This window comes from Halomonas jincaotanensis, assembly GCF_018448785.1.
In the GTDB taxonomy this organism is placed as follows: Bacteria; Pseudomonadota; Gammaproteobacteria; order Pseudomonadales; family Halomonadaceae; genus Halomonas; species Halomonas jincaotanensis.
This window is the reverse complement of the sequence record NZ_JAHCLU010000014.1, coordinates 83,907-101,865: the sequence shown is the minus strand read 5'-3', so window position 1 is coordinate 101,865 and position 17,959 is coordinate 83,907. Positions and strand designations below refer to the sequence as shown.

Sequence of the window (17,959 nt, the reverse complement as noted above, 5' to 3'; positions counted from 1 at the left end):
TGTCGCTAGCCCTTTTCGAAATCGTCTTGGTCGACATCGGCATCCTCCGGGTCGCAGGCATCGGCCACCGCAGCTGCCAACGCGATAGGCGTGGCTCCAGACGCCACGACGGGGGCATGAAACCCCAACTTGCCAGCCAGTGTAGCCAATCGGCTACTGGATACGATTAACGGTTGGTGGAAGGCGGCTTCCCCGCACCATCTTGCCAGATGTTCGAGGATTTCTCCGCTACTGACCACCAACGCTCGATACTCTCCGCTCATTAACCGCTGCTGCATGAGCAAGGAAGGCGTTCGCAGGCCGCGACGGTACACGGCCAGCCGCGTGAGGCGAGCGCCCCGCTCGGCAAGGGTTTCGGCAATCAACGTCCGCCCCCCTTCACCGGCCACCAGCAGCACACGCTGCGCCTCCACACGGTTCAGCGACGCGAGCCGTAACAGCGCCTCGCTGGTATCCTCCCCCGCTTGCACTGGCGGTAGATGGGCGCGAACGCCGAGCCGCTCGTGCAGCACACCCGCCGTGGCCGCTCCTACAGCATAGTAGGCAATGCCTATCGGTAACTGCGGCCAATAGCGGTCCAGCGCCTCCGCCAGGCGTTCAGCGGCGAAGGGACTGATTACAACCACCTTGGCAAAATGATCAATATCCATCCAGGTACGGCGCATCAACGGCGTTTCCGCCAGCGGCTCGAGTTGCATCGCCGTCAGGCGCGCCACGCGGTAGCCGCTGGCCTCAATGGACGCCGCCAGCACCTCGCCTCGGTCGCCGGGACGGCAGACCAGTACCGGAAGGTTCGTCATCAGTCGGCGCCGTACACCTCGGCGAGAATGTCGCCGGCCCCTTGGTCCAGCAGGTCCTCGGCAACGCGAAGCCCCAGCAACTCGGGCTCATGGATCGACCCCCGCCCCTCGGCGCGCAATACCCACGAGCCATCCGGGTTGCCCACCAGAGCGCGCAGCCAGAGAGTCTGACCGTCGTTCTCGAGCACCGCATGGCCGCCAATGGGCACTTGGCAGCCGCCCTCCAGGCGAGTGTTCATGGCGCGTTCGGCGCGCACCCGAGTGGCGGTATTGGTGTCGTCCAACGGCGCCAGCAGCGAGATCAACTCGGCATCGTGAATGCGGCACTCGATGCCTAGTGCCCCTTGCCCGCAGGCCGGCAGGCAGGTTTCCGGCGGCAGCTCCAGGGTGATGCGCGACGCGAGGCCCAAGCGCTTGAGGCCGGAGGTCGCCAGCAGGATGGCGTCAAACTCGCCGTTATCGAGCTTGCCCAGACGCGTCTGCACGTTGCCGCGCAGGCTCGCCACCTCGAGATCCGGACGCGCCTCGCGCATCTGCAGGCCGCGACGCAGGCTGGAAGTGCCAATGCGCGAGCCCTTGGGCAACGCCTCGATGGAAGGGTAGTGATTGGAAATGAAGGCATCGGTGGGCTCGGCGCCCTCGAGAATCACCGAGAGCCCCAGGCCCTCGGGGAAGTGCATGGGAACATCCTTCATGGAATGCACGGCAATATCGGCGCGGCCATCGAGTATCGCCTCCTCAAGTTCCTTCACGAACAGAGCCTTGCCGCCAACCTTGGCCAGCGGCACATCAAGGATCTTGTCACCACGGGTCGACATGGCGACCAGTTCGACCTCAAGGCCAGGATGGGTGGCCATCAAGCGATCGCGGACATGCTCAGCTTGCCACATGGCCAGTTGGCTCTTGCGGGTGGCAATACGCACGGTAGTGATGGGTTGCACGTGAGTCTCCAGATCCGGTTCGGTGCGCGTGGTGCTCAGTGCGACTCCGGTAGTGATGGCAGTTGCCCTCATCATAAAGCACCGGAGACAGCAGGAAAAATCCATCCCGATTGGACAAGGTAGGGCAAGGCGCGCCACTCGCCAGCCTCGTCGACTCTGGTACACTTCCGAGCATGTCCCGGCAGCGACTGTGCGCTGCGTCAGACACCTTACCCACCGCAATGCCATGCAGGATGTTCAGCCCGATGAGCACAAGTCCGCCAAGCAATCGAACCAACCAGTCCTGGGGCGGTCGCTTCACCGAACCCACCGACGCCTTCGTCGAACGCTTTACCGCCTCGGTCGACTTCGACCAGCGCCTCGCCCTCCACGATATCCAGGGCTCCGTCGCCCACGCCACTATGCTGGCGCGGGTCGGCGTGCTCACCGATGACGAGCGCGACGCCATCATCGCGGGGCTCGGCGAGATCCGCGGCGAGATCGAGCGCGGCGAGTTCGTCTGGTCGGTGGCGCTGGAAGACGTGCACATGAACATCGAGGCGCGACTCACCGACAAGATCGGCATCACCGGCAAGAAGCTGCATACCGGCCGCTCGCGCAATGACCAGGTAGCCACCGACATCCGGCTCCACCTGCGCGAGGAGATCGACGTGATCGCCGCCGAGCTCGGCCGCCTGCGCGCCGGCCTGATCGAGCTTGCCGACCGCGAGGCCGGTACTATCATGCCCGGCTTCACGCACCTGCAGACGGCCCAGCCAGTGACGTTCGGCCACCACCTGCTGGCTTGGCAGGAGATGGTCGCTCGCGACCACGAACGGCTGCTCGACTGCCGTGGCCGAGTCAACGTGCTCCCGCTGGGCGCGGCGGCGCTGGCCGGCACCACCTACCCCATCGACCGCCACGTCACCGCCGAGCTACTGGGTTTTGCGAGTCCCGCCGAAAACAGCCTCGACGCGGTCAGCGATCGCGACTTTGCCATCGAGTTCGTGAGTTTCGCCAGCATTCTGCTGATGCACTTGTCGCGGATGAGCGAAGAGCTAGTGTTATGGACCAGCGCGCAGTTCGACTTCATCGATCTACCCGATCGCTTCTGCACCGGTTCCTCGATCATGCCGCAGAAGAAGAACCCCGACGTGCCGGAACTCGTGCGCGGCAAGACGGGGCGTGTCTATGGCCATCTGATGGGCCTGCTGACGCTGATGAAGTCGCAGCCGCTGGCCTACAACAAGGACAATCAGGAGGACAAGGAGCCGCTGTTCGACACCCTCGACACCGTCAAGGGTTGCCTGCGCGCCTTCGCCGACATGGTGCCGGCGCTCGAGGCGAAGCAGGACAGCATGTATGAGGCCGCACGGCGCGGGTTTTCCACCGCCACCGATCTCGCCGATTACCTGGTGCGCCAGGGCGTGGCCTTCCGCGATGCCCACGAGATCGTCGGCCAGTCGGTCGCCTTCGGCCTGCGCGAAGGCAAGGACCTCTCGGAGATGCGCCTCGAGGAGCTTCGGCAGTTCTCCGCCGCCATCGAGGCGGACGTCTTCGACGTGCTGACCCTCGAGGGCTCGGTCGCCGCGCGCAATCACATTGGCGGCACCGCGCCCGACCAGGTTCGCGCCGCCGCCCAGCGCGCCCGCGACGCCCTGGCGGCTCTGTCCCCGCAAGCGGGAGGGGAGAACTAATGCGCCGGCTGGCCTGCACCCTGCTCGCCCTGACGCTCGCCGCCGCCCTCGCGGGATGCGGCCAGAAGGGCCCGCTGTATATGCCCGACGACGAACGCGCCGCCGAGCGCTACGACCCTACCGGCCAAGAAGATTCCTCCGAGGGTGCCGGCCAGGACGACGCCACTGCCAGCGACGACGAGACCTAGGCATGGATCATTTCGACTATCGCGACGGCGTGCTCTACGCGGAAGATGTGCCCTTGACGCGCATTGCCGACGAGTTCGGCACACCCTGCTACGTCTACTCCAGGGCCACTCTGGCCCGGCACTTCCGCGCCTATACCGAGGCGCTGGGAAGCCATCCGCACCTGATCTGCTATGCGGTGAAGGCCAACTCCAACCTGGCGGTGCTGGGACTGTTGGCCCAGTCGGGGGCGGGTTTCGATATCGTGTCGGTAGGCGAGCTCGAGCGTGTACTGGCCGCCGGCGGTGACCCCGCCAAGGTCGTGTTCTCCGGCGTCGCCAAACAGGAAGCCGAGATGGCCCGCGCCCTGGAGGTGGGCATCAAGTGCTTCAACGTCGAGTCACGCCCCGAGCTCGAGCGCCTCGACGCCGTGGCCCGTCGGCTCGGCAAGGTGGCACCGGTCTCGCTGCGGGTCAACCCGGACGTCGACGCCGGCACCCACCCCTATATCTCCACCGGACTCAAGGACAACAAGTTCGGCATTCCGGTGGATGAGGCACTGGCCGTCTACGAACTGGCCGCTTCGCTGCCCAATCTGACGATCGTCGGCCTGGATTGTCATATCGGTTCGCAGCTCACCGAGCTCTCGCCCTTCCTGGATGCGCTGGATCGCCTGCTGGCACTGCTCGCGCGGCTGCGTGAGCGTGGCATCGAGATCGAGCATCTGGACCTCGGCGGCGGGCTCGGGGTGCCCTATCACCATGAGCGCCCACCGCAGCCCTTCGACTACGTCACCGCGCTGCTCGAGCGTCTCGCCGATTGGCCGGGCAGCGAGCGCCTGACCCTGCTGTTCGAGCCGGGCCGGTCGATTGCGGCCAACGCCGGAGTGCTGCTGACGCGCGTGGAGTTCCTCAAGCCCGGCGAGACCAAGCACTTCGCCATCGTCGATGCCGGCATGAATGACCTGATCCGCCCTGCCCTCTATCAAGCCTGGCAGACCATCTTGCCGGTGGATACCCGCCATGTACGCGATACCGCCACCTTCGACGTGGTCGGCCCGGTCTGCGAGACCGGCGACTTCCTCGGCAAGGACCGTGAACTCGCGATCACTGCGGGCGATCTGCTGGCGGTACGCTCCGCCGGTGCCTACGGCTTTGTGATGGCGTCGAACTACAATAGCCGGCCGCGACCCGCCGAGGTAATGGTCGCGGGCGATCAGGCTCATCTGGTGCGGCGGCGCGAGCGCCTCGAGGACCTCTGGGCCGGTGAAGCCCTGCTCCCGAACGACGCCGACGGGGAGGCCAGCTGATGCTGCTGCACTTCACCAAGATGCATGGCCTCGGCAACGACTTCATGGTGGTCGACCTGGTCACCCAGCGCGCCCACCTGTTCGACGAGCAGATTCGCCACCTGGCGGATCGCCGTTTCGGCATCGGCTTCGACCAGCTGTTGATCGTCGAGCCGCCCCGTGACCCGGAGATGGACTTCCGCTATCGCATCTACAATGCCGATGGCAGTGAGGTGGAAAACTGCGGCAATGGCGCGCGCTGCTTCGCACGCTTCGTGCGCGAACATCGGCTGACCCATAAGCGCGAGATCCGGGTGGAAACCGCCGGCGGCCCGCTCACTCTCGTCATCGAAGACCTCGATCGGGTCCGGGTCGACATGGGCACGCCGCGCTTTGCGCCGCATGCCCTGCCCTTCGATGCCGCTGAAGATTGCCTGCTGCATCCGCTCGAGGTGGGCGATGAGCGAGTCGAGGTCGGGATCGTATCCATGGGCAATCCCCACGCGGTGCTCGAGGTCGACAATGTCGATACCGCGCCGGTCGAGCGCCTGGGGCCCGCCATCGAGGCGCACCCGCGTTTCGCGAACCGCGTCAACGTCGGCTTCATGCAGGTCGTCTCGCCCCACGGGATTCGCTTGCGAGTGTATGAGCGCGGCAGCGGCGAGACGCTGGCCTGCGGTACCGGCGCCTGCGCCGCCGTGGCCAGTGGCATCCGTCGCGGTCGGCTGGAAAGCCCGGTCACCGTACATCTTCCCGGCGGCGACCTACAGATCGAATGGGCCGGCGACGATGCGCACCTGAGCATGATAGGGCCGGCCGTGCGTGTCTTCGATGGCCGCGTCGCGCTGCCCTGATCGTATCGGGCTGACGCCCCACCCTTAAAGGAGTTCGTCATGACTCGCGCCGCCCCCGAACCCCGCAAGACGCTGGACCCGGATCGAGTGGCTCAATGGCTGGCTCGCCATCCCGATTTCTTCGTCGGCCGTGAAGGCCTGCTTCAGCAGTTGCGTATTCCGCACCCGGAGGCCCATGGCACGACCTCACTGCTCGAGCGCCTGGTGCATGACCTGCGTTCGCGCGCCGAACAGACCGAATGGCGCCTCGAACAGCTGCTGGAGTCGGCGCGTCACAACGAGACCCAGTACCGGCGTACCCGCGAGCTGGTGCTGGCGCTGCTCGAAGCGGAGAACAACGATGCCCTGGGACAAGCGCTGGCCACGCAACTCAGCGAACGCTTCAATACGCCATCTATCGCTCTCTGGTGTCCGGCCAGCCTCACCGACGAGGAACCACGACCGCCACAGCCGCCCCGGCATGTGCTCGACGACCATGCCGGCCAGCGTCTCTCTGCACTGCTCGACAGCCGCGTCAGCCGCTGCACGCGCTTGACGCCCACCGACTGGAAGCGACTGCTGCCCCACGCGCCGGCCCCGCGCACGGCCGGCTCCTGTGTGCTGACCCGGCTGACGCATGGCGAACCCTTGGGCTATCTGGTGCTGGCGAGTCACGACCCCGACCACTTTCGCGCCAGCATGGATACGCTGTTCACGGAATATGTCGGCGACGTGGTGGCTCGTTTATTGGTCGGCCTGGCGCGCCATCCCCATGAATGATCATGCGCCACCGCCTCGAGGGCCGCTGAAAAGTGAGCTGCGGGCGTTCCTGGACGCCCTGGCACGCACCGCCAGTCCGGCGACGGTGAGCGCATATCGACGCGACCTGGACGCCTTGGCCGCGTTCCTCGATGCGCGCGAGATCGACACCTGGACGCGCCTCGATGTCGGACTGCTACGCCGCTTTCTCGGCGCCGAGCGCAGCCGGGGACTTGCACCACGCAGTCTCGCCCGCCGTCGCGCGGCGATCTCGCGCTTCGCCGCCCATCTTGTCCAGGCCGGCCTGCTCGCCCATAACCCCATGGCCCTGGTACAGGCGCCGCGCCAGCCCAAACATCTTCCCAAGCCACTGGACGTTGATCAGCTGGCGGGCTTTCTCGACACTCCCCACGACGGCTCACCCCTGGCGCTGCGCGACCAGGCGATGCTCGAGTTGTTCTACTCCAGCGGGCTGCGCCTCGCCGAACTGGCCGCGCTGGACCTCGGCCATCTGCAGCCTCAGCGCGTCCGTGTGCTCGGCAAGGGCGGCAAGCCTCGACAGGTGCCGGTCGGGCGGCGGGCGCGACAGGCGCTGGATGCCTGGCTCGCCGTGCGCGGCCAGCTGACCGGCAGCGACGAGGCGGCACTGTTCGTCGGGCTCCGGGGCGCTCGGCTGGGGCATCGTGCCATCCAGAAACGCCTCGATGAGCTCGCCCGACGTCGCGGGCTCGCCGAGTCGCTGCACCCTCACCGGCTACGCCACTCCTTCGCCAGCCATCTGCTGGAATCGAGCCAGGATCTGCGCGCCGTGCAGGAGCTGCTCGGCCACGCCGATCTCGCGACGACCCAGGTCTACACTCACCTCGACTGGCAACACCTGGCGGCCAGCTACGATGCCGCGCATCCCCGTGCCCTTCGACGCGGGAGCCAATGGGACAAGTCAGTACCCGCGAATACCTTCGACGACCCCCACGTCCCGGGTGACCTGCCATGACAGCCGCCAAACTGAGAGCCATTACCTTCGATCTGGACGATACGCTTTGGGACAACCATGGCGTGATGGAGCGCACCGAAACCGGTCACTACGTATGGCTCGACGCGGCACTTGCCGATTGGCTGGAACAATCAGGCGACACACCGACCGAGCGCTTCGCCGAACGCTTTCCTCTGGCGGCCTATCAGGAACGTCGGCTCAAACTAGCTCAGCGGCATCCCGAGCGGCGCAGTGACTTTACCTGGCTTCGCGAACACGCCCTCGCCTCGCTGCTGCGAGACTACGCCCTGTCCGAGCACGACGCGGCGCGCTGGGCCGGCCTCGGCATGCAGCGCTTCCTGGAGCTTCGACACGACGTGACGCCCCACGCCGAGGTGGAAGCCATGCTCGAGACACTGGCGCTGCGCTATCGTCTGGCGAGCATAACCAACGGCAATGTCGATATCGCCCGACTGGGCTGGCAGCGCCACTTTCCAATCGCCATCGCGGCAGGCGAGCTCTGCACGCCCAAACCCGACCCGCGCCCTTTCCTGACCGCACTGTCGCGGCTGGAGACGCAGCCCTCAGAGACCTTGCACGTAGGGGATTCGTGGCAGGAGGATGCCCTGCCGGCGTGGCGGCTGGGCATGCCGGTGGCCTGGATCGCCAGTGCCGATACCGGCCTGCCGACGGGCATTCACCGGCTATCGCATGTCAGGGAGCTGCCCGAGCTGCTGGCCTGGCTGGAAAAACGCTAGCTTTCGACGGCCTCGCCGAGCAGCCACTGGTTCAGGCGCGCATGTGCCTCCTCGATGCCCTGTTTCTTCAGCGCGGAAAACAGCTGAATCGACACCAGATCGTCCCATTCGCGCAGACGGCTACGCACCTGCTGCAGCGCACTCTTGGCCGCGCCGCTCTTCAGCTTGTCGGCCTTGGTCAGCAGGATGTGCACCGGCATGCTCTTGTCGTCGGCCCAGCCAAGCAGAGTCTGGTCGAACTCCGTCAGCGGATGGCGCACGTCCATTACCAGTACCAGGCCACGCAAGGAGTTTCGCCGCTGCAGGTATTCGGAAAGATGGCGCTGCCACTCCAGCTTGACCGACTCGGGCACCTTGGCATAACCGTAACCGGGCAGGTCGACCAGGCGCCGATCGCTGGCATTCTCCAGCGTAAAGAAGTTGATCAGCTGGGTACGCCCCGGCGTCTTGGAGATCCGCGCCAAGGCTCTCTGGTGGGTCAAGGTGTTGATAGCACTGGACTTACCGGCATTGGAACGCCCGGCGAATGCCACCTCGGCACCTTCGTCGGGCGGGCAGCCGGCAAGGGTCGGGGCACTGGTGAGAAAACTCGCGGTCTGGTAGTTGAGTGACGCGTTGAGCGAATGGCTATGTGACGGCATGCGGGCGGGTCCTGACGATGGTCGGGGGTGGCAGGGCCGCAGCTTGCATTCCCGCGGCCGGGGTGATTCGTTATACTGCACTATCTTCTGTCTGCGACCCGGGACACACTAGTGTATCACCGCGTCTTCGATGACCGCGAACCATCGCACCATCAAGGCAGCAGACACGCCCGGCTTGGCCTGACTTCGCAAGGTGGGCGGCACTCAGGGTAGATACCGGTCAATAACATAACGGCATAGTGGATCAGCGATGAGAAAGTTACTGGCAAGCCTGGCAATCACCATGGGCGCCGTTGGCGCCGCCCACGCGGATTTAGCCGCCGACGCGGATGCCGCGGCCGGCAGCGAGAAAGCACAGACCTGTGTCGCCTGTCACGGTCAGGAAGGCATCAGCCCATCACCGGCCTTCCCTCACCTGGCCGGCCAGCAGGCCTCCTACCTGGCCAAGCAGATCATGGACATTCGTGACGGCGAACGCGTCGTGGCGCAGATGGCCGGCCTCGTGGACGACTTCTCCGATCAGGATGCCTGGGACGTGGCCGCCTACTACGCCGATCAAGACGCCAATCTGGGCCAGGCCGACTCCGACGAGATGCTCGTCGAGCGCGGCCGCGAGCTCTACCGAGCCGGCGATGCGTCCAAGGGTATTCCGGCCTGTGCCGCCTGCCACACCCCGACGGGTGTCGGCATCGGTTCCGCTGTCTACCCGGCGCTGTCTGGCCAGGTCGACGACTATACCCTCTCCACGCTGCAGGCGTTCGCCGCCGGCGAACGGAACAATGATCCGGCCAACATGATGGGCGATATCGCGTCCAAGATGAGCGATGAAGACATGGAGGCTGTCGCCAACTATGTGCTCGGCCTCCACTGACGCCGACGCCGGTTATCGCAATGCCCGCCATAAGGGTGGCCCGACGGCCGCCCTTGTCGTTTCCGGGCCGCGCGGGGAACCCCTGGCGCGCCGGGGGTTCCAAGCCAGCGAGTTTCCTGCTCTGCTATTTTTCACGTTCCTCCGAGGAGAAATAAAACGATGATCAAGTCTTTATTGGTCGCCATCGCTGGCCTGGGTCTGTCGACGCCTGCCTTTGCTTCTACGCCGGTCGAAGGCGAACATTACACGGTCCTCGATGAGCCGGTGGAAACTCGCGTCGGGGATGATCGCATCGAAGTGACCGAGGCTTTCTGGTATGGCTGCCCACACTGCTACAACCTGGAAGATCCCCTCAACGCCTGGGTCGCTGAGCAACCCGAGGATGTGGCCTTCCAACGCATGCCCGCCACCATGGGCGGTGACTGGAACCAGCATGCCCTGGCGTTCTACGCGGCGCAGGAACTCGACATCCTCGATGCCGTCCATGAGGACTTCTTTCATGCCATCCACGAGGAAGGAGAAAGTCTCACCGACGCCGACGACATCGCGGCTTTCTTCAGTGATTACGGCGTCAGCGAGGAAGAGGCCCAGGAAGCCTTGAGCTCTTTCGGCGTCAAGAGCCAGGTCAATCAGGCCCATTCCCGCATGCGCGCCATGCAGCTCAGGGGCGTGCCGGCGCTCATCATCGATGGTCGCTACGTCGTCACGCCGGGGCAGGCAGGTAGCCTCGACAACATGCCGCAGATTGCTGGCGCCCTAGTGGAGCAGGTCCGCGAGGAGCGAGCTGACTGAGATGGCACACCGTCTGGCCAACGCTCGGACTCCTGTGCTCAAGGACGGCCACCTGAAGTTGCTCACTTTCAATCTTCAGGTAGGTATCCAGACCTCGGCGTATCACCATTACCTGACGCGCAGTTGGCAACATCTGCTGCCGCATCCCAAGCGGCAGCGCCGCCTGGACCTGATGGGCGAAGTGATGGGTCGCTTCGACATCGTCGGCCTGCAGGAGGTCGATGGAGGCAGTTTCCGTTCGGGGCACGTCAACCAGGTCGAATACCTGGCCACCCGTGCCGGCTTTCCTCATCATTTCCAACAGCTGAATCGCAATCTGGGGCGTATCGCCCAGCACAGCAACGGCCTGTTGTCGCGACTCGCGCCGGCGCATATCATTGAGCACCGACTGCCGGGCACCCTGCCCGGCCGTGGCGCCATTCACGCTCGCTTCGGCGAAGGCCCCGATGCCCTGCACCTCTTCGTGGCCCATCTGGCGCTCAGCCATCGCGGTCGCGTGCGCCAGCTCAATTATCTCAGTGAGATCATTCAACCCCTGCGCCATGTGGTGGTGATGGGGGATCTGAACTGCACACCCGAACAACTCCACGGCCATGATCGCTTCTGTGCTTCTCTGCCACTGCACCCGGTCCGCCAGATGCTCAGCTATCCCTCCTGGCAACCCAGTCGGGCTCTGGATCACATCCTGCTCTCCGATTCGCTGGAAGCCGACGAGGTACGCGTCCTCGATCACCTCTTCTCCGATCATCTGCCGATCGCCGTGGACGTGCGGCTCCCCGAGGCGTGCCTGGCCGCCTGTCTTGCATGACGCCGTCCTGACTTTTTTGCATCATCATGCACCATGGTCCTACCGTCCCAGCGCATCGGCGGTACTATCGTGTAGACAACGTTAAACAGGCCGACCCGCCTCCCGCATGTGGATATGCCACCATGGCGGCCCTTATCGACCGGACACCCACAACGAGACCCCCTCCATGGCCGACTCTCGCGAGCTGCCGGGTTTGATCGCCTGGCTCGACAGCGCTTCGGAACGGCTCGGCAAAAGCCTCTCCTGGCTGGTGCTGGCGATGATGCTGATCCAGTTCCTGATCGTGGTGCTGCGCTATGTGTTCAGCTTCAACAGCATCCCCATGCAGGAATCGGTGATGTACATGCATGCGGTGGTCTTCATGCTCGCCGCCGCCTGGACCCTCAAGCACGACGGTCATGTGCGGGTAGACATCTTCTATCGCGCCATGTCGCCGCGCCGCAAGGCGCTGGTCGACCTGCTCGGCACCATCTTCCTCTTGCTGCCGGTGATGATCTTCGTGATCCTCACCAGCCTTGGGTACGTGGGCAAGTCCTGGCGAATCTTCGAGGGCTCGCCAGACACCGGCGGCATCCAGGCGGTCTTCCTGCTCAAGACGCTGATTCCTCTATTTGGTGGCTTGATGATCCTGCAGGGCCTGGTGGAGGCCACCCGAAAATTCATGATCCTCACCGGGCGCATCTCGCCACCCGCGGATGACGACGACCCCCACCTCGAGGAGCGCCTCTGATGCTGGAGCTCATGCCACTGGTGCTCTTCGCCGTCATCTGTATCGTATTGATGTTCGGCTATCCGGTTGCCCTGTCGCTGGCCGGCACCGCGCTGGCCTTTGCCGGTCTGGGTCTGGGTCTCGAGTCTCTGGGCATCGATGCCAATTTCGATGGCGGGTATCTCGGCGCCTTCCCCAACCGCCTCTATGGCATCATGACCAACCAGACGCTGCTGGCGGTGCCGCTCTTCGTCCTGATGGGCGTGCTGCTGGAAAAGTCCAAGGTCGCCGAAAATCTGCTCGATGCCATGGCGCTGCTGTTCGGTTCGCTGCGCGGGGGTCTGGGCATTTCGGTCACCCTCGTGGGCATGCTGCTGGCCGCCTCTACCGGCATCGTCGGCGCCACCGTGGTTACCATGGGCCTGATGTCGCTGCCCACCATGCTCAAGCGCGGCTACAGCATGCCCCTGGCCACCGGCACGATCTGTGCCACCGGCACCCTGGGTCAGATCATTCCGCCTTCCATCGCCCTGGTGCTACTGGGTGACGTGCTGTCCTCCGCCTATCAGCAGGCCCAGCTCTCCATGGGCATCTTCAGCCCCAAGACGGTATCGGTGGGTGACCTGTTCATGGGCGCCCTGGTCCCCGGCCTGATCCTGGTGGCGTTCTATATCGCCTATGTCGCCCTGGTGGCCTGGCTTCGTCCGGCCTCGGCACCCGCCGCCGATCGTCAGGAACTGATGGACGAGCTGGGTCATCAAGGCGGCCTGGGGCTCTTGTTGCTCAAGGGGCTGGTCCCGCCCATCGTGCTGATCGTAATCGTGCTCGGCTCGATTCTCGGCGGCTTCGCCACCCCCACTGAGGCGGCGGGTGTCGGTGCCTTTGGCGCCTTTATCCTGTCACTCGCCTATCGCCGCCTGAACCTCGCCACGCTCAAGGAGGTCCTGCAATCGACGGTTCACGTGACCACCATGGTGTTCCTGATCCTGATCGGGGCGGCGTTGTTCTCACTGGTGTTCCGCGCCTACGGTGGCGAGGAATTGGTCACCGAGCTCTTCGAGGGCATGCCCGGCGGCGTCGTGGGCGCCACGCTGATCGTGATGCTGGTGATCTTCCTGCTCGGCTTCATTCTCGATTTCATCGAAATCACCTTCGTGGTCGTGCCCATCGTCGGCCCGATCCTGCTGGCCATGGGGCTGGATCCGATCTGGCTGGGCATCATGATCGCCATCAATCTGCAGACATCGTTTCTGACCCCGCCCTTCGGCTTCGCACTCTTCTACCTGCGCGGCGTGGCGCCGGAGTCGGTGCCCACCTCGGCGATCTACAAGGGGGTCGTGCCCTTCATCATCTTGCAGTTGTGCATGTTGCTCGCGCTTGCCTGGTTTCCGGGGCTTGCCACCTGGCTTCCGACGCAGTTCTGAACGGCATGCGTGAGATCAGTCGCTGGCTGCCTACCGCCAGCAACGCTAATGTGGCAAGAGAAAGCGTGGCACAGAGGAGCAACTGGCGTTCTCGGCACCGCTGGCGGTGCTGCTCAGGCGGCCCTGGTCGCTTCCACTCGCCAGCCCGCCCCGATCGGGGCGCTCATAACAACACCCCATACCCAGAGGGAATTCCATGAAACTCAGATCACTCGCCATTGCCGTGGCCATGACCGGCGCCTCCGCCGGCCTGCTGCTCGTCTCAAGCGTCGACAACACTGCCCAGGCCCAAGAGACCTTCGAATGGAAGATGGTCACTTCCTGGCCGAAGAACTTTCCGGGCGTCGGCCAAGGGCCGGAGCGCCTCTCCCAACTCGTCGATGAGATGTCCGATGGCCGCCTGACCATCGAGGTCTTCGGTGCCGGCCAGCTGGTGCCGGGCTTCGAGGTGTTTGACGCCGTTGCCGAGGGCACGGCCGAGCTCGGCCACTCCGCCTCCTACTACTGGAAGGGCAAGGCGCCGGCCGCGCAGTTCTTCGCCGCCGTCCCCTTCGGCATGAACGCTCAGGAAATGAACGCCTGGCTACACTACGGTGGCGGCATGGAACTCTGGAACGAGCTCTATGACGACTTCGGTGTCGACGTGCTGGTCGCTGGCGCCTCCGGCGTGCAGATGGGCGGCTGGTACAACAAGGAAATCAACTCGGTCGATGACCTGGATGGCCTCAAGATGCGCATGCCGGGCCTCGGCGGCGAGGTGATGGACCGCATGGGCGTGGCGATCGTCAACATGCCGGGCGGTGAGATCTTCACCTCGCTGCAATCGGGTGCCATCGATGCCACCGAGTGGATCGGGCCCTACAACGATCTGGCCTTCGGCCTGCACCAGGCCGCCGACTATTACTATTATCCCGGCTGGCACGAGCCGACCGTGATGTTCGAGGCGATCATCAACGAGGAGGCCATGGCGTCATTGCCAGCGGATCTACAGGCGATCCTGAAGACAGCCGTGCGCGACATCAACGCCGACGTCCTCGACGAGTACACCGCTCGCAACAATGACGCGCTGCAAACGCTGGTCGACGAGCACGACGTGGAACTGCGCCGCCTGCCTGACGACGTCCTGGCCCAGGCCCAGGAGCATTCCGCCGACGTGGTGGCCGAGCTTGCCGAGTCCAGCGAACTGGCCGGTCGCATCCACGAGTCCTATCGCACCTTCCAGGACAAGGTCGTCAATTACCACACCATCTCGGAGCAGGCCTACTACAACGCCCGCAATCCCGACGAAGCCACCAGCAACTGAGTGAGTGGCGGCACGACGTACGCTAGAGAAAAGGGCCACCTTCGGGTGGCCCTTCGCGTTGTATGGCTTCATTCAGCGGCACACCATCGCCAGCCAACACAGGATGTCCGATGCGACGCTCGCCAGGTCTCCGATACTTGTTTCAGCCACAGGAACGCGTGCTTTCAAGCGCGCTTCATCGCCATGACCCATTCCAGAGATTCAATGAGAGGGATGGGATACACCCCCAGCAACAGCACCAGCAGCGCCAGGCCGACCACCACCAGGCCGCCGGCACGGCGATGCCAGTCTTCAGGTGCATCGAATCTTGGCATGCGCGGCCCAGGCAGATATAGCGTGACCAGCACGCGCAGGTAGTAATAGAGTCCGATGGCACTGCCCAGGACGATACCCGCTACCAGCCACCAGCGCTCGGCCTCGACACCCAGCGCGATGATGTAGAACTTGCCGATAAACCCGATCGTCGGGGGGATGCCGGCCAGCGACAGCAGGCAGACGGTGAGCACACCTGCCAGGAAGGGACGCCGCCAGAAGAGGCCACGATACTCATGGAGGGCCGTCGCCTCTTCTCCCCGCCAGGGAGTGGACATCAGGGTGATCACGCCTAAAGCCCCAAGGGTCGCCACCAGATAGGTAACCAGATAGACCATTCCGGTCTCGAGAGTCGCGCCATTGACCACCGCCAGCGCCACCAGCAGATAGCCGAAATGGGCGATCGACGAATAGGCGAGCAGGCGCTTGAGGTTCGACTGGGCCAGCGCCAGCAGGTTACCCACCAGCATGCTGATCAACGCCAGCGCACCCATCACGCCCTCCAACCCCTGGAATGCCGGCACGGCCAGTACCAGTCGCAGCAGGACGACGAATACCGCCAGCTTGCTGACCGAGGCCAGAAACATCACCGCAGGGGCCGGCCCCCCTTCGTAGACATCCGGGGTCCAGAGATGGAAGGGCACGATGGACAACTTGAAGCCCAGGCCGACCAGCATCAGGGCGGCGCCGGACAGCGCCCAGACGCCCGGCTCGACGAGTGATGCGGCGAGTCCCGCCAGGTCGAGTCGCCCGCTCTGGGCATACAGCAGGGCCATGCCGAACAGCAGGAAGGCCGTTCCCGCCGCCGACAGCACCAGATACTTGATGCCCGCCTCCAGGGAGCGTCGCTCGTGGAATGCATAGGCAAGCATGCCGTAGAGCGGCATCGATAGCAGTTCCAGGCCGAGGAAGAGGGTCGCCAGGTGGCGGCTGGCCACCAGCACCATGGCCCCCGTCGTGGCACTCAGCAGCAGCAGGTAGAATTCTTCGCGTGGACCGGCAAAACCGCCAAGGTAGGCATGCGCCAAGCCGATGCTGGCCAGTGCAGCGAGCAGGATCCAGGTCATCGCGAATAGCGCCAGGCCATCGATGACCATCAGCGGCGTCTCGATCGGCGCCATCGGCGAGACAAGCAGCAACGCCAACAGCGACAGCCCGAGGCCCGCCGCGGTAACCAGCGCCGCGGGTGTATGCCGCCGCCGCCAGGCGATGCCCAGCATCACCACCAGAACCGTGGCGGCGACCAGGATCACCGGCATAAGGGCCAACAGGTGCGTTGCGGTCAACATCAGCGGCCCTCCACCGGAGCTTGTGCCCTCGACGAGTCGTCACGGCCCGTATCGGTTTCACCGAATAGCCGCTCGATATCCGCCACGGTGTCAGCGGAGGTGTCCAGCAATGGCTGGGGATAGAGCCCCAGCCATAGCACTAACAGCAGCAAGCCCAGCATCATGGCAGTTTCACGTCGGTCGGGGCCGGCGAGCCGTCCCTCCTCCCGAGCGCGCCCGAAATGTACCCGCTGCATCAGCAGCAAGGAATAGATGGCCGCCAGCAACATACCCACGGTAGCGATGGCGACGATCCACGGCACCGCCGGGAAACTGCCGAACAGGATCATGAACTCACCGACGAAGTTCGCCGTTCCCGGCATCCCAAGTGAGGCAACAACAAAGCAGAGGGTGAAGGCGGGTATGACCGGAAGCCGGTCCCAGAGCCCGCCCATTTCGCGCATGTCACGGGTATGTAGACGCTCAAAGAGCTGACCGCTGAGGAGAAAGAGGCCGGCACTGGACAGGGCATGCGCCACGAGCAGCATGACTACCCCCTGCAACGCCAGTTCGGTGCCGGCATAGACCCCCACCAGCACGAAGCCCATGTGCGAAATGCTGGTGTAGGCGATCAATCGCTTGATGTCCTGCTGGCCGCAGGCCAACAGGGCACCGTAGAAGATACCCAGCAGTCCCAACCCCATGGCCACCGGCGCGAGTGCCTGGGAGGCCTCGGGAAACAGCGGCAGAGCGAAACGCAGCAGTCCGTAGGCGGAAGTCTTGAGCAGGATACCGGCCAGCAGCACACTGCCCGCCGTGGGTGCCTGCGCATGGGCATCGGGAAGCCAGCCATGCAGGGGAACCACCGGCAGCTTGACGGCGAAGGCAATGAAGAAGCCCAGCATGAGCCACATCGCCGTAGTGTCTGAAAGCGGCGTCTCGCGCAGCACCGCATAATCAAAGGAATAAACACCGCCAGAGGCATGGTGCGCGAAGACCAGGCCGAGGATCGCCACCAGCATCAACAGGCCGCTGGCCTGGGTATAGAGAAAGAACTTGGTCGCCGCCCGGATGCGCGTCCTCCCGGCTGGGCCGCTGTGGCCCCACAGCGCGATCAGGAAAAACATCGGGACCAGCATGACTTCCCAGAACAGGAAGAACAGGAACAGATCGATGGCCAGGAAGACCCCGATCACACCAGCCAGGATCCACAACAAGTTGAGATGGAAGAAGCCCACCCCGTGGTCAATCTCCCGCCACGAGCAGAGCACCGCGAGCACCCCGAGCAGGCCGGTCAGCGCAACCAGTACCAGCGACAAGCCGTCAAGCGCCAGGTGAAACTCGATCCCGAAGCGCGGAATCCAGGCGAGACGCCACTCCATCGCCCAGCGTGGGGCCGCCGCCTCGTCAGCAACCAGCGGCCGGTAATCGCCGACCCACCACAGGCCCAGACAGACCAGCAATACCAGCAACATGCTGGCCAGCGCCGTCCAGCGCGGGGCACTGTCGCTCCAGGTCTCCCCACGCCAGGCGAGCAGTCCGCCGAGGAACGGGATCAGGATCAGCCAGACCAGCATCATGAAGCTTGCACTCCCGGTAATGGGCCTCTTGTCATGTCGATGTCGCTCTCTCGCATTC

The 17,959-nt window shown here is 64.5% G+C and carries 17 protein-coding genes and 1 pseudogene; 13 read left to right on the top strand and 5 right to left on the bottom strand.

Going from position 1 to position 17,959, the window contains the following annotated elements; genetic code table 11:
• Nucleotides 1–5: 5 nt before the first annotated feature.
• Both KG088_RS13670 and hemC read right to left on the bottom strand, forming a co-directional pair.
• Nucleotides 6–800, bottom strand: a complete 795-nt coding sequence (locus KG088_RS13670; protein ID WP_213826208.1) for a uroporphyrinogen-III synthase — start codon at nucleotides 798–800, stop codon at nucleotides 6–8.
• On the bottom strand, nucleotides 800–1,741 hold the full coding sequence (gene hemC / locus KG088_RS13665) for a hydroxymethylbilane synthase (RefSeq protein WP_213826206.1): 942 nt from the start codon (nucleotides 1,739–1,741) through the stop codon (nucleotides 800–802). Before hemC ends, KG088_RS13670 begins: the two co-directional genes overlap by 1 nt.
• Before the next feature lie 245 nt (nucleotides 1,742–1,986).
• On the opposite strand from hemC, the gene argH reads away from it, so the two are divergent.
• The 7 genes and pseudogenes from argH (at nucleotide 1,987) to KG088_RS13630 (ending at nucleotide 8,193) form a co-directional block, all read left to right on the top strand.
• Complete coding sequence (gene argH / locus KG088_RS13660) at nucleotides 1,987–3,417, top strand: argininosuccinate lyase (protein ID WP_213826204.1); 1,431 nt, start codon at nucleotides 1,987–1,989, stop codon at nucleotides 3,415–3,417.
• Nucleotides 3,417–3,527 (top strand): annotated as a pseudogene (gene lptM, locus KG088_RS19625) (LPS translocon maturation chaperone LptM); the annotation flags it as partial. The gene argH and the pseudogene lptM, both read left to right, overlap by 1 nt.
• 80 nt (nucleotides 3,528–3,607) lie before the next feature.
• Complete coding sequence (lysA, locus tag KG088_RS13650) at nucleotides 3,608–4,891, top strand: diaminopimelate decarboxylase (protein ID WP_213826200.1); 1,284 nt, start codon at nucleotides 3,608–3,610, stop codon at nucleotides 4,889–4,891.
• Entirely contained in the window at nucleotides 4,891–5,724 is an 834-nt protein-coding gene (gene dapF, locus KG088_RS13645; RefSeq protein WP_213826198.1) for a diaminopimelate epimerase, read from the top strand. Before lysA ends, dapF begins: the two co-directional genes overlap by 1 nt.
• Before the next feature lie 39 nt (nucleotides 5,725–5,763).
• Nucleotides 5,764–6,483 carry a DUF484 family protein gene (locus KG088_RS13640; RefSeq protein WP_213826197.1) on the top strand — a complete coding sequence of 240 codons (720 nt, stop codon included), beginning with the start codon at nucleotides 5,764–5,766 and terminating at the stop codon, nucleotides 6,481–6,483.
• The gene (locus tag KG088_RS13635; RefSeq protein WP_213826195.1) at nucleotides 6,476–7,456 is read left to right on the top strand and encodes a tyrosine recombinase XerC; all 981 of its coding nucleotides are present in this window, start codon (nucleotides 6,476–6,478) and stop codon (nucleotides 7,454–7,456) included. Before KG088_RS13640 ends, KG088_RS13635 begins: the two co-directional genes overlap by 8 nt.
• A complete protein-coding gene (locus tag KG088_RS13630) occupies nucleotides 7,453–8,193 on the top strand; it encodes an HAD family hydrolase (protein ID WP_213826193.1) in 741 nt (246 codons plus the stop codon). Before KG088_RS13635 ends, KG088_RS13630 begins: the two co-directional genes overlap by 4 nt.
• Here the strand turns inward: KG088_RS13630 and yihA are convergent.
• Nucleotides 8,190–8,834 (bottom strand): ribosome biogenesis GTP-binding protein YihA/YsxC, encoded by a 645-nt coding sequence (gene yihA / locus KG088_RS13625; protein WP_213826191.1) that lies wholly within the window; start codon nucleotides 8,832–8,834, stop codon nucleotides 8,190–8,192. The two genes, KG088_RS13630 and yihA, sit on opposite strands and share 4 nt — an antisense overlap.
• 250 nt (nucleotides 8,835–9,084) lie before the next feature.
• Here yihA and KG088_RS13620 point away from each other — a divergent pair, with 250 nt between their 5' ends.
• From KG088_RS13620 to KG088_RS13595, 6 genes are all read left to right on the top strand, one after another.
• Complete coding sequence (locus KG088_RS13620; RefSeq protein WP_213826189.1) at nucleotides 9,085–9,705, top strand: c-type cytochrome; 621 nt, start codon at nucleotides 9,085–9,087, stop codon at nucleotides 9,703–9,705.
• A 159-nt stretch (nucleotides 9,706–9,864) separates the two neighbouring features.
• Nucleotides 9,865–10,497 (top strand): thiol:disulfide interchange protein DsbA/DsbL, encoded by a 633-nt coding sequence (locus KG088_RS13615; protein ID WP_213826187.1) that lies wholly within the window; start codon nucleotides 9,865–9,867, stop codon nucleotides 10,495–10,497.
• A gap of 1 nt (nucleotide 10,498) precedes the next feature.
• On the top strand, nucleotides 10,499–11,305 hold the full coding sequence (locus KG088_RS13610) for an endonuclease/exonuclease/phosphatase family protein (protein WP_213826185.1): 807 nt from the start codon (nucleotides 10,499–10,501) through the stop codon (nucleotides 11,303–11,305).
• A 166-nt stretch (nucleotides 11,306–11,471) separates the two neighbouring features.
• Nucleotides 11,472–12,035 carry a TRAP transporter small permease subunit gene (locus tag KG088_RS13605; protein WP_213826183.1) on the top strand — a complete coding sequence of 188 codons (564 nt, stop codon included), beginning with the start codon at nucleotides 11,472–11,474 and terminating at the stop codon, nucleotides 12,033–12,035.
• Nucleotides 12,035–13,438, top strand: a complete 1,404-nt coding sequence (locus KG088_RS13600) for a TRAP transporter large permease (protein ID WP_213826181.1) — start codon at nucleotides 12,035–12,037, stop codon at nucleotides 13,436–13,438. Before KG088_RS13605 ends, KG088_RS13600 begins: the two co-directional genes overlap by 1 nt.
• Before the next feature lie 196 nt (nucleotides 13,439–13,634).
• A complete protein-coding gene (locus KG088_RS13595; RefSeq protein ID WP_213826179.1) occupies nucleotides 13,635–14,741 on the top strand; it encodes a TRAP transporter substrate-binding protein in 1,107 nt (368 codons plus the stop codon).
• A gap of 164 nt (nucleotides 14,742–14,905) precedes the next feature.
• Here the strand turns inward: KG088_RS13595 and nuoN are convergent, their stop codons facing one another.
• Nucleotides 14,906–16,342, bottom strand: coding sequence for an NADH-quinone oxidoreductase subunit NuoN (gene nuoN, locus KG088_RS13590; protein ID WP_213826177.1), 1,437 nt, complete (start codon nucleotides 16,340–16,342; stop codon nucleotides 14,906–14,908).
• A complete protein-coding gene (gene nuoM / locus KG088_RS13585) occupies nucleotides 16,342–17,901 on the bottom strand; it encodes an NADH-quinone oxidoreductase subunit M (protein WP_213826176.1) in 1,560 nt (519 codons plus the stop codon). Before nuoM ends, nuoN begins: the two co-directional genes overlap by 1 nt.
• Nucleotides 17,902–17,959: the final 58 nt, after the last annotated feature.

Coding starts and splice junctions, on each gene's coding strand:
- nuoM (WP_213826176.1), bottom strand. CDS start 17,901: ATGATGCTGGTCTGGCTGATCCTGATCCCGTTCCTCGGCGGACTGCTC.
- dapF (WP_213826198.1), top strand. CDS start 4,891: ATGCTGCTGCACTTCACCAAGATGCATGGCCTCGGCAACGACTTCATG.
- yihA (WP_213826191.1), bottom strand. CDS start 8,834: ATGCCGTCACATAGCCATTCGCTCAACGCGTCACTCAACTACCAGACC.
- lysA (WP_213826200.1), top strand. CDS start 3,608: ATGGATCATTTCGACTATCGCGACGGCGTGCTCTACGCGGAAGATGTG.
- KG088_RS13670 (WP_213826208.1), bottom strand. CDS start 800: ATGACGAACCTTCCGGTACTGGTCTGCCGTCCCGGCGACCGAGGCGAG.
- argH (WP_213826204.1), top strand. CDS start 1,987: ATGAGCACAAGTCCGCCAAGCAATCGAACCAACCAGTCCTGGGGCGGT.
- KG088_RS13610 (WP_213826185.1), top strand. CDS start 10,499: ATGGCACACCGTCTGGCCAACGCTCGGACTCCTGTGCTCAAGGACGGC.
- KG088_RS13630 (WP_213826193.1), top strand. CDS start 7,453: ATGACAGCCGCCAAACTGAGAGCCATTACCTTCGATCTGGACGATACG.
- KG088_RS13605 (WP_213826183.1), top strand. CDS start 11,472: ATGGCCGACTCTCGCGAGCTGCCGGGTTTGATCGCCTGGCTCGACAGC.
- nuoN (WP_213826177.1), bottom strand. CDS start 16,342: ATGTTGACCGCAACGCACCTGTTGGCCCTTATGCCGGTGATCCTGGTC.
- KG088_RS13635 (WP_213826195.1), top strand. CDS start 6,476: ATGAATGATCATGCGCCACCGCCTCGAGGGCCGCTGAAAAGTGAGCTG.
- KG088_RS13600 (WP_213826181.1), top strand. CDS start 12,035: ATGCTGGAGCTCATGCCACTGGTGCTCTTCGCCGTCATCTGTATCGTA.
- KG088_RS13595 (WP_213826179.1), top strand. CDS start 13,635: ATGAAACTCAGATCACTCGCCATTGCCGTGGCCATGACCGGCGCCTCC.
- KG088_RS13620 (WP_213826189.1), top strand. CDS start 9,085: ATGAGAAAGTTACTGGCAAGCCTGGCAATCACCATGGGCGCCGTTGGC.
- KG088_RS13615 (WP_213826187.1), top strand. CDS start 9,865: ATGATCAAGTCTTTATTGGTCGCCATCGCTGGCCTGGGTCTGTCGACG.
- KG088_RS13640 (WP_213826197.1), top strand. CDS start 5,764: ATGACTCGCGCCGCCCCCGAACCCCGCAAGACGCTGGACCCGGATCGA.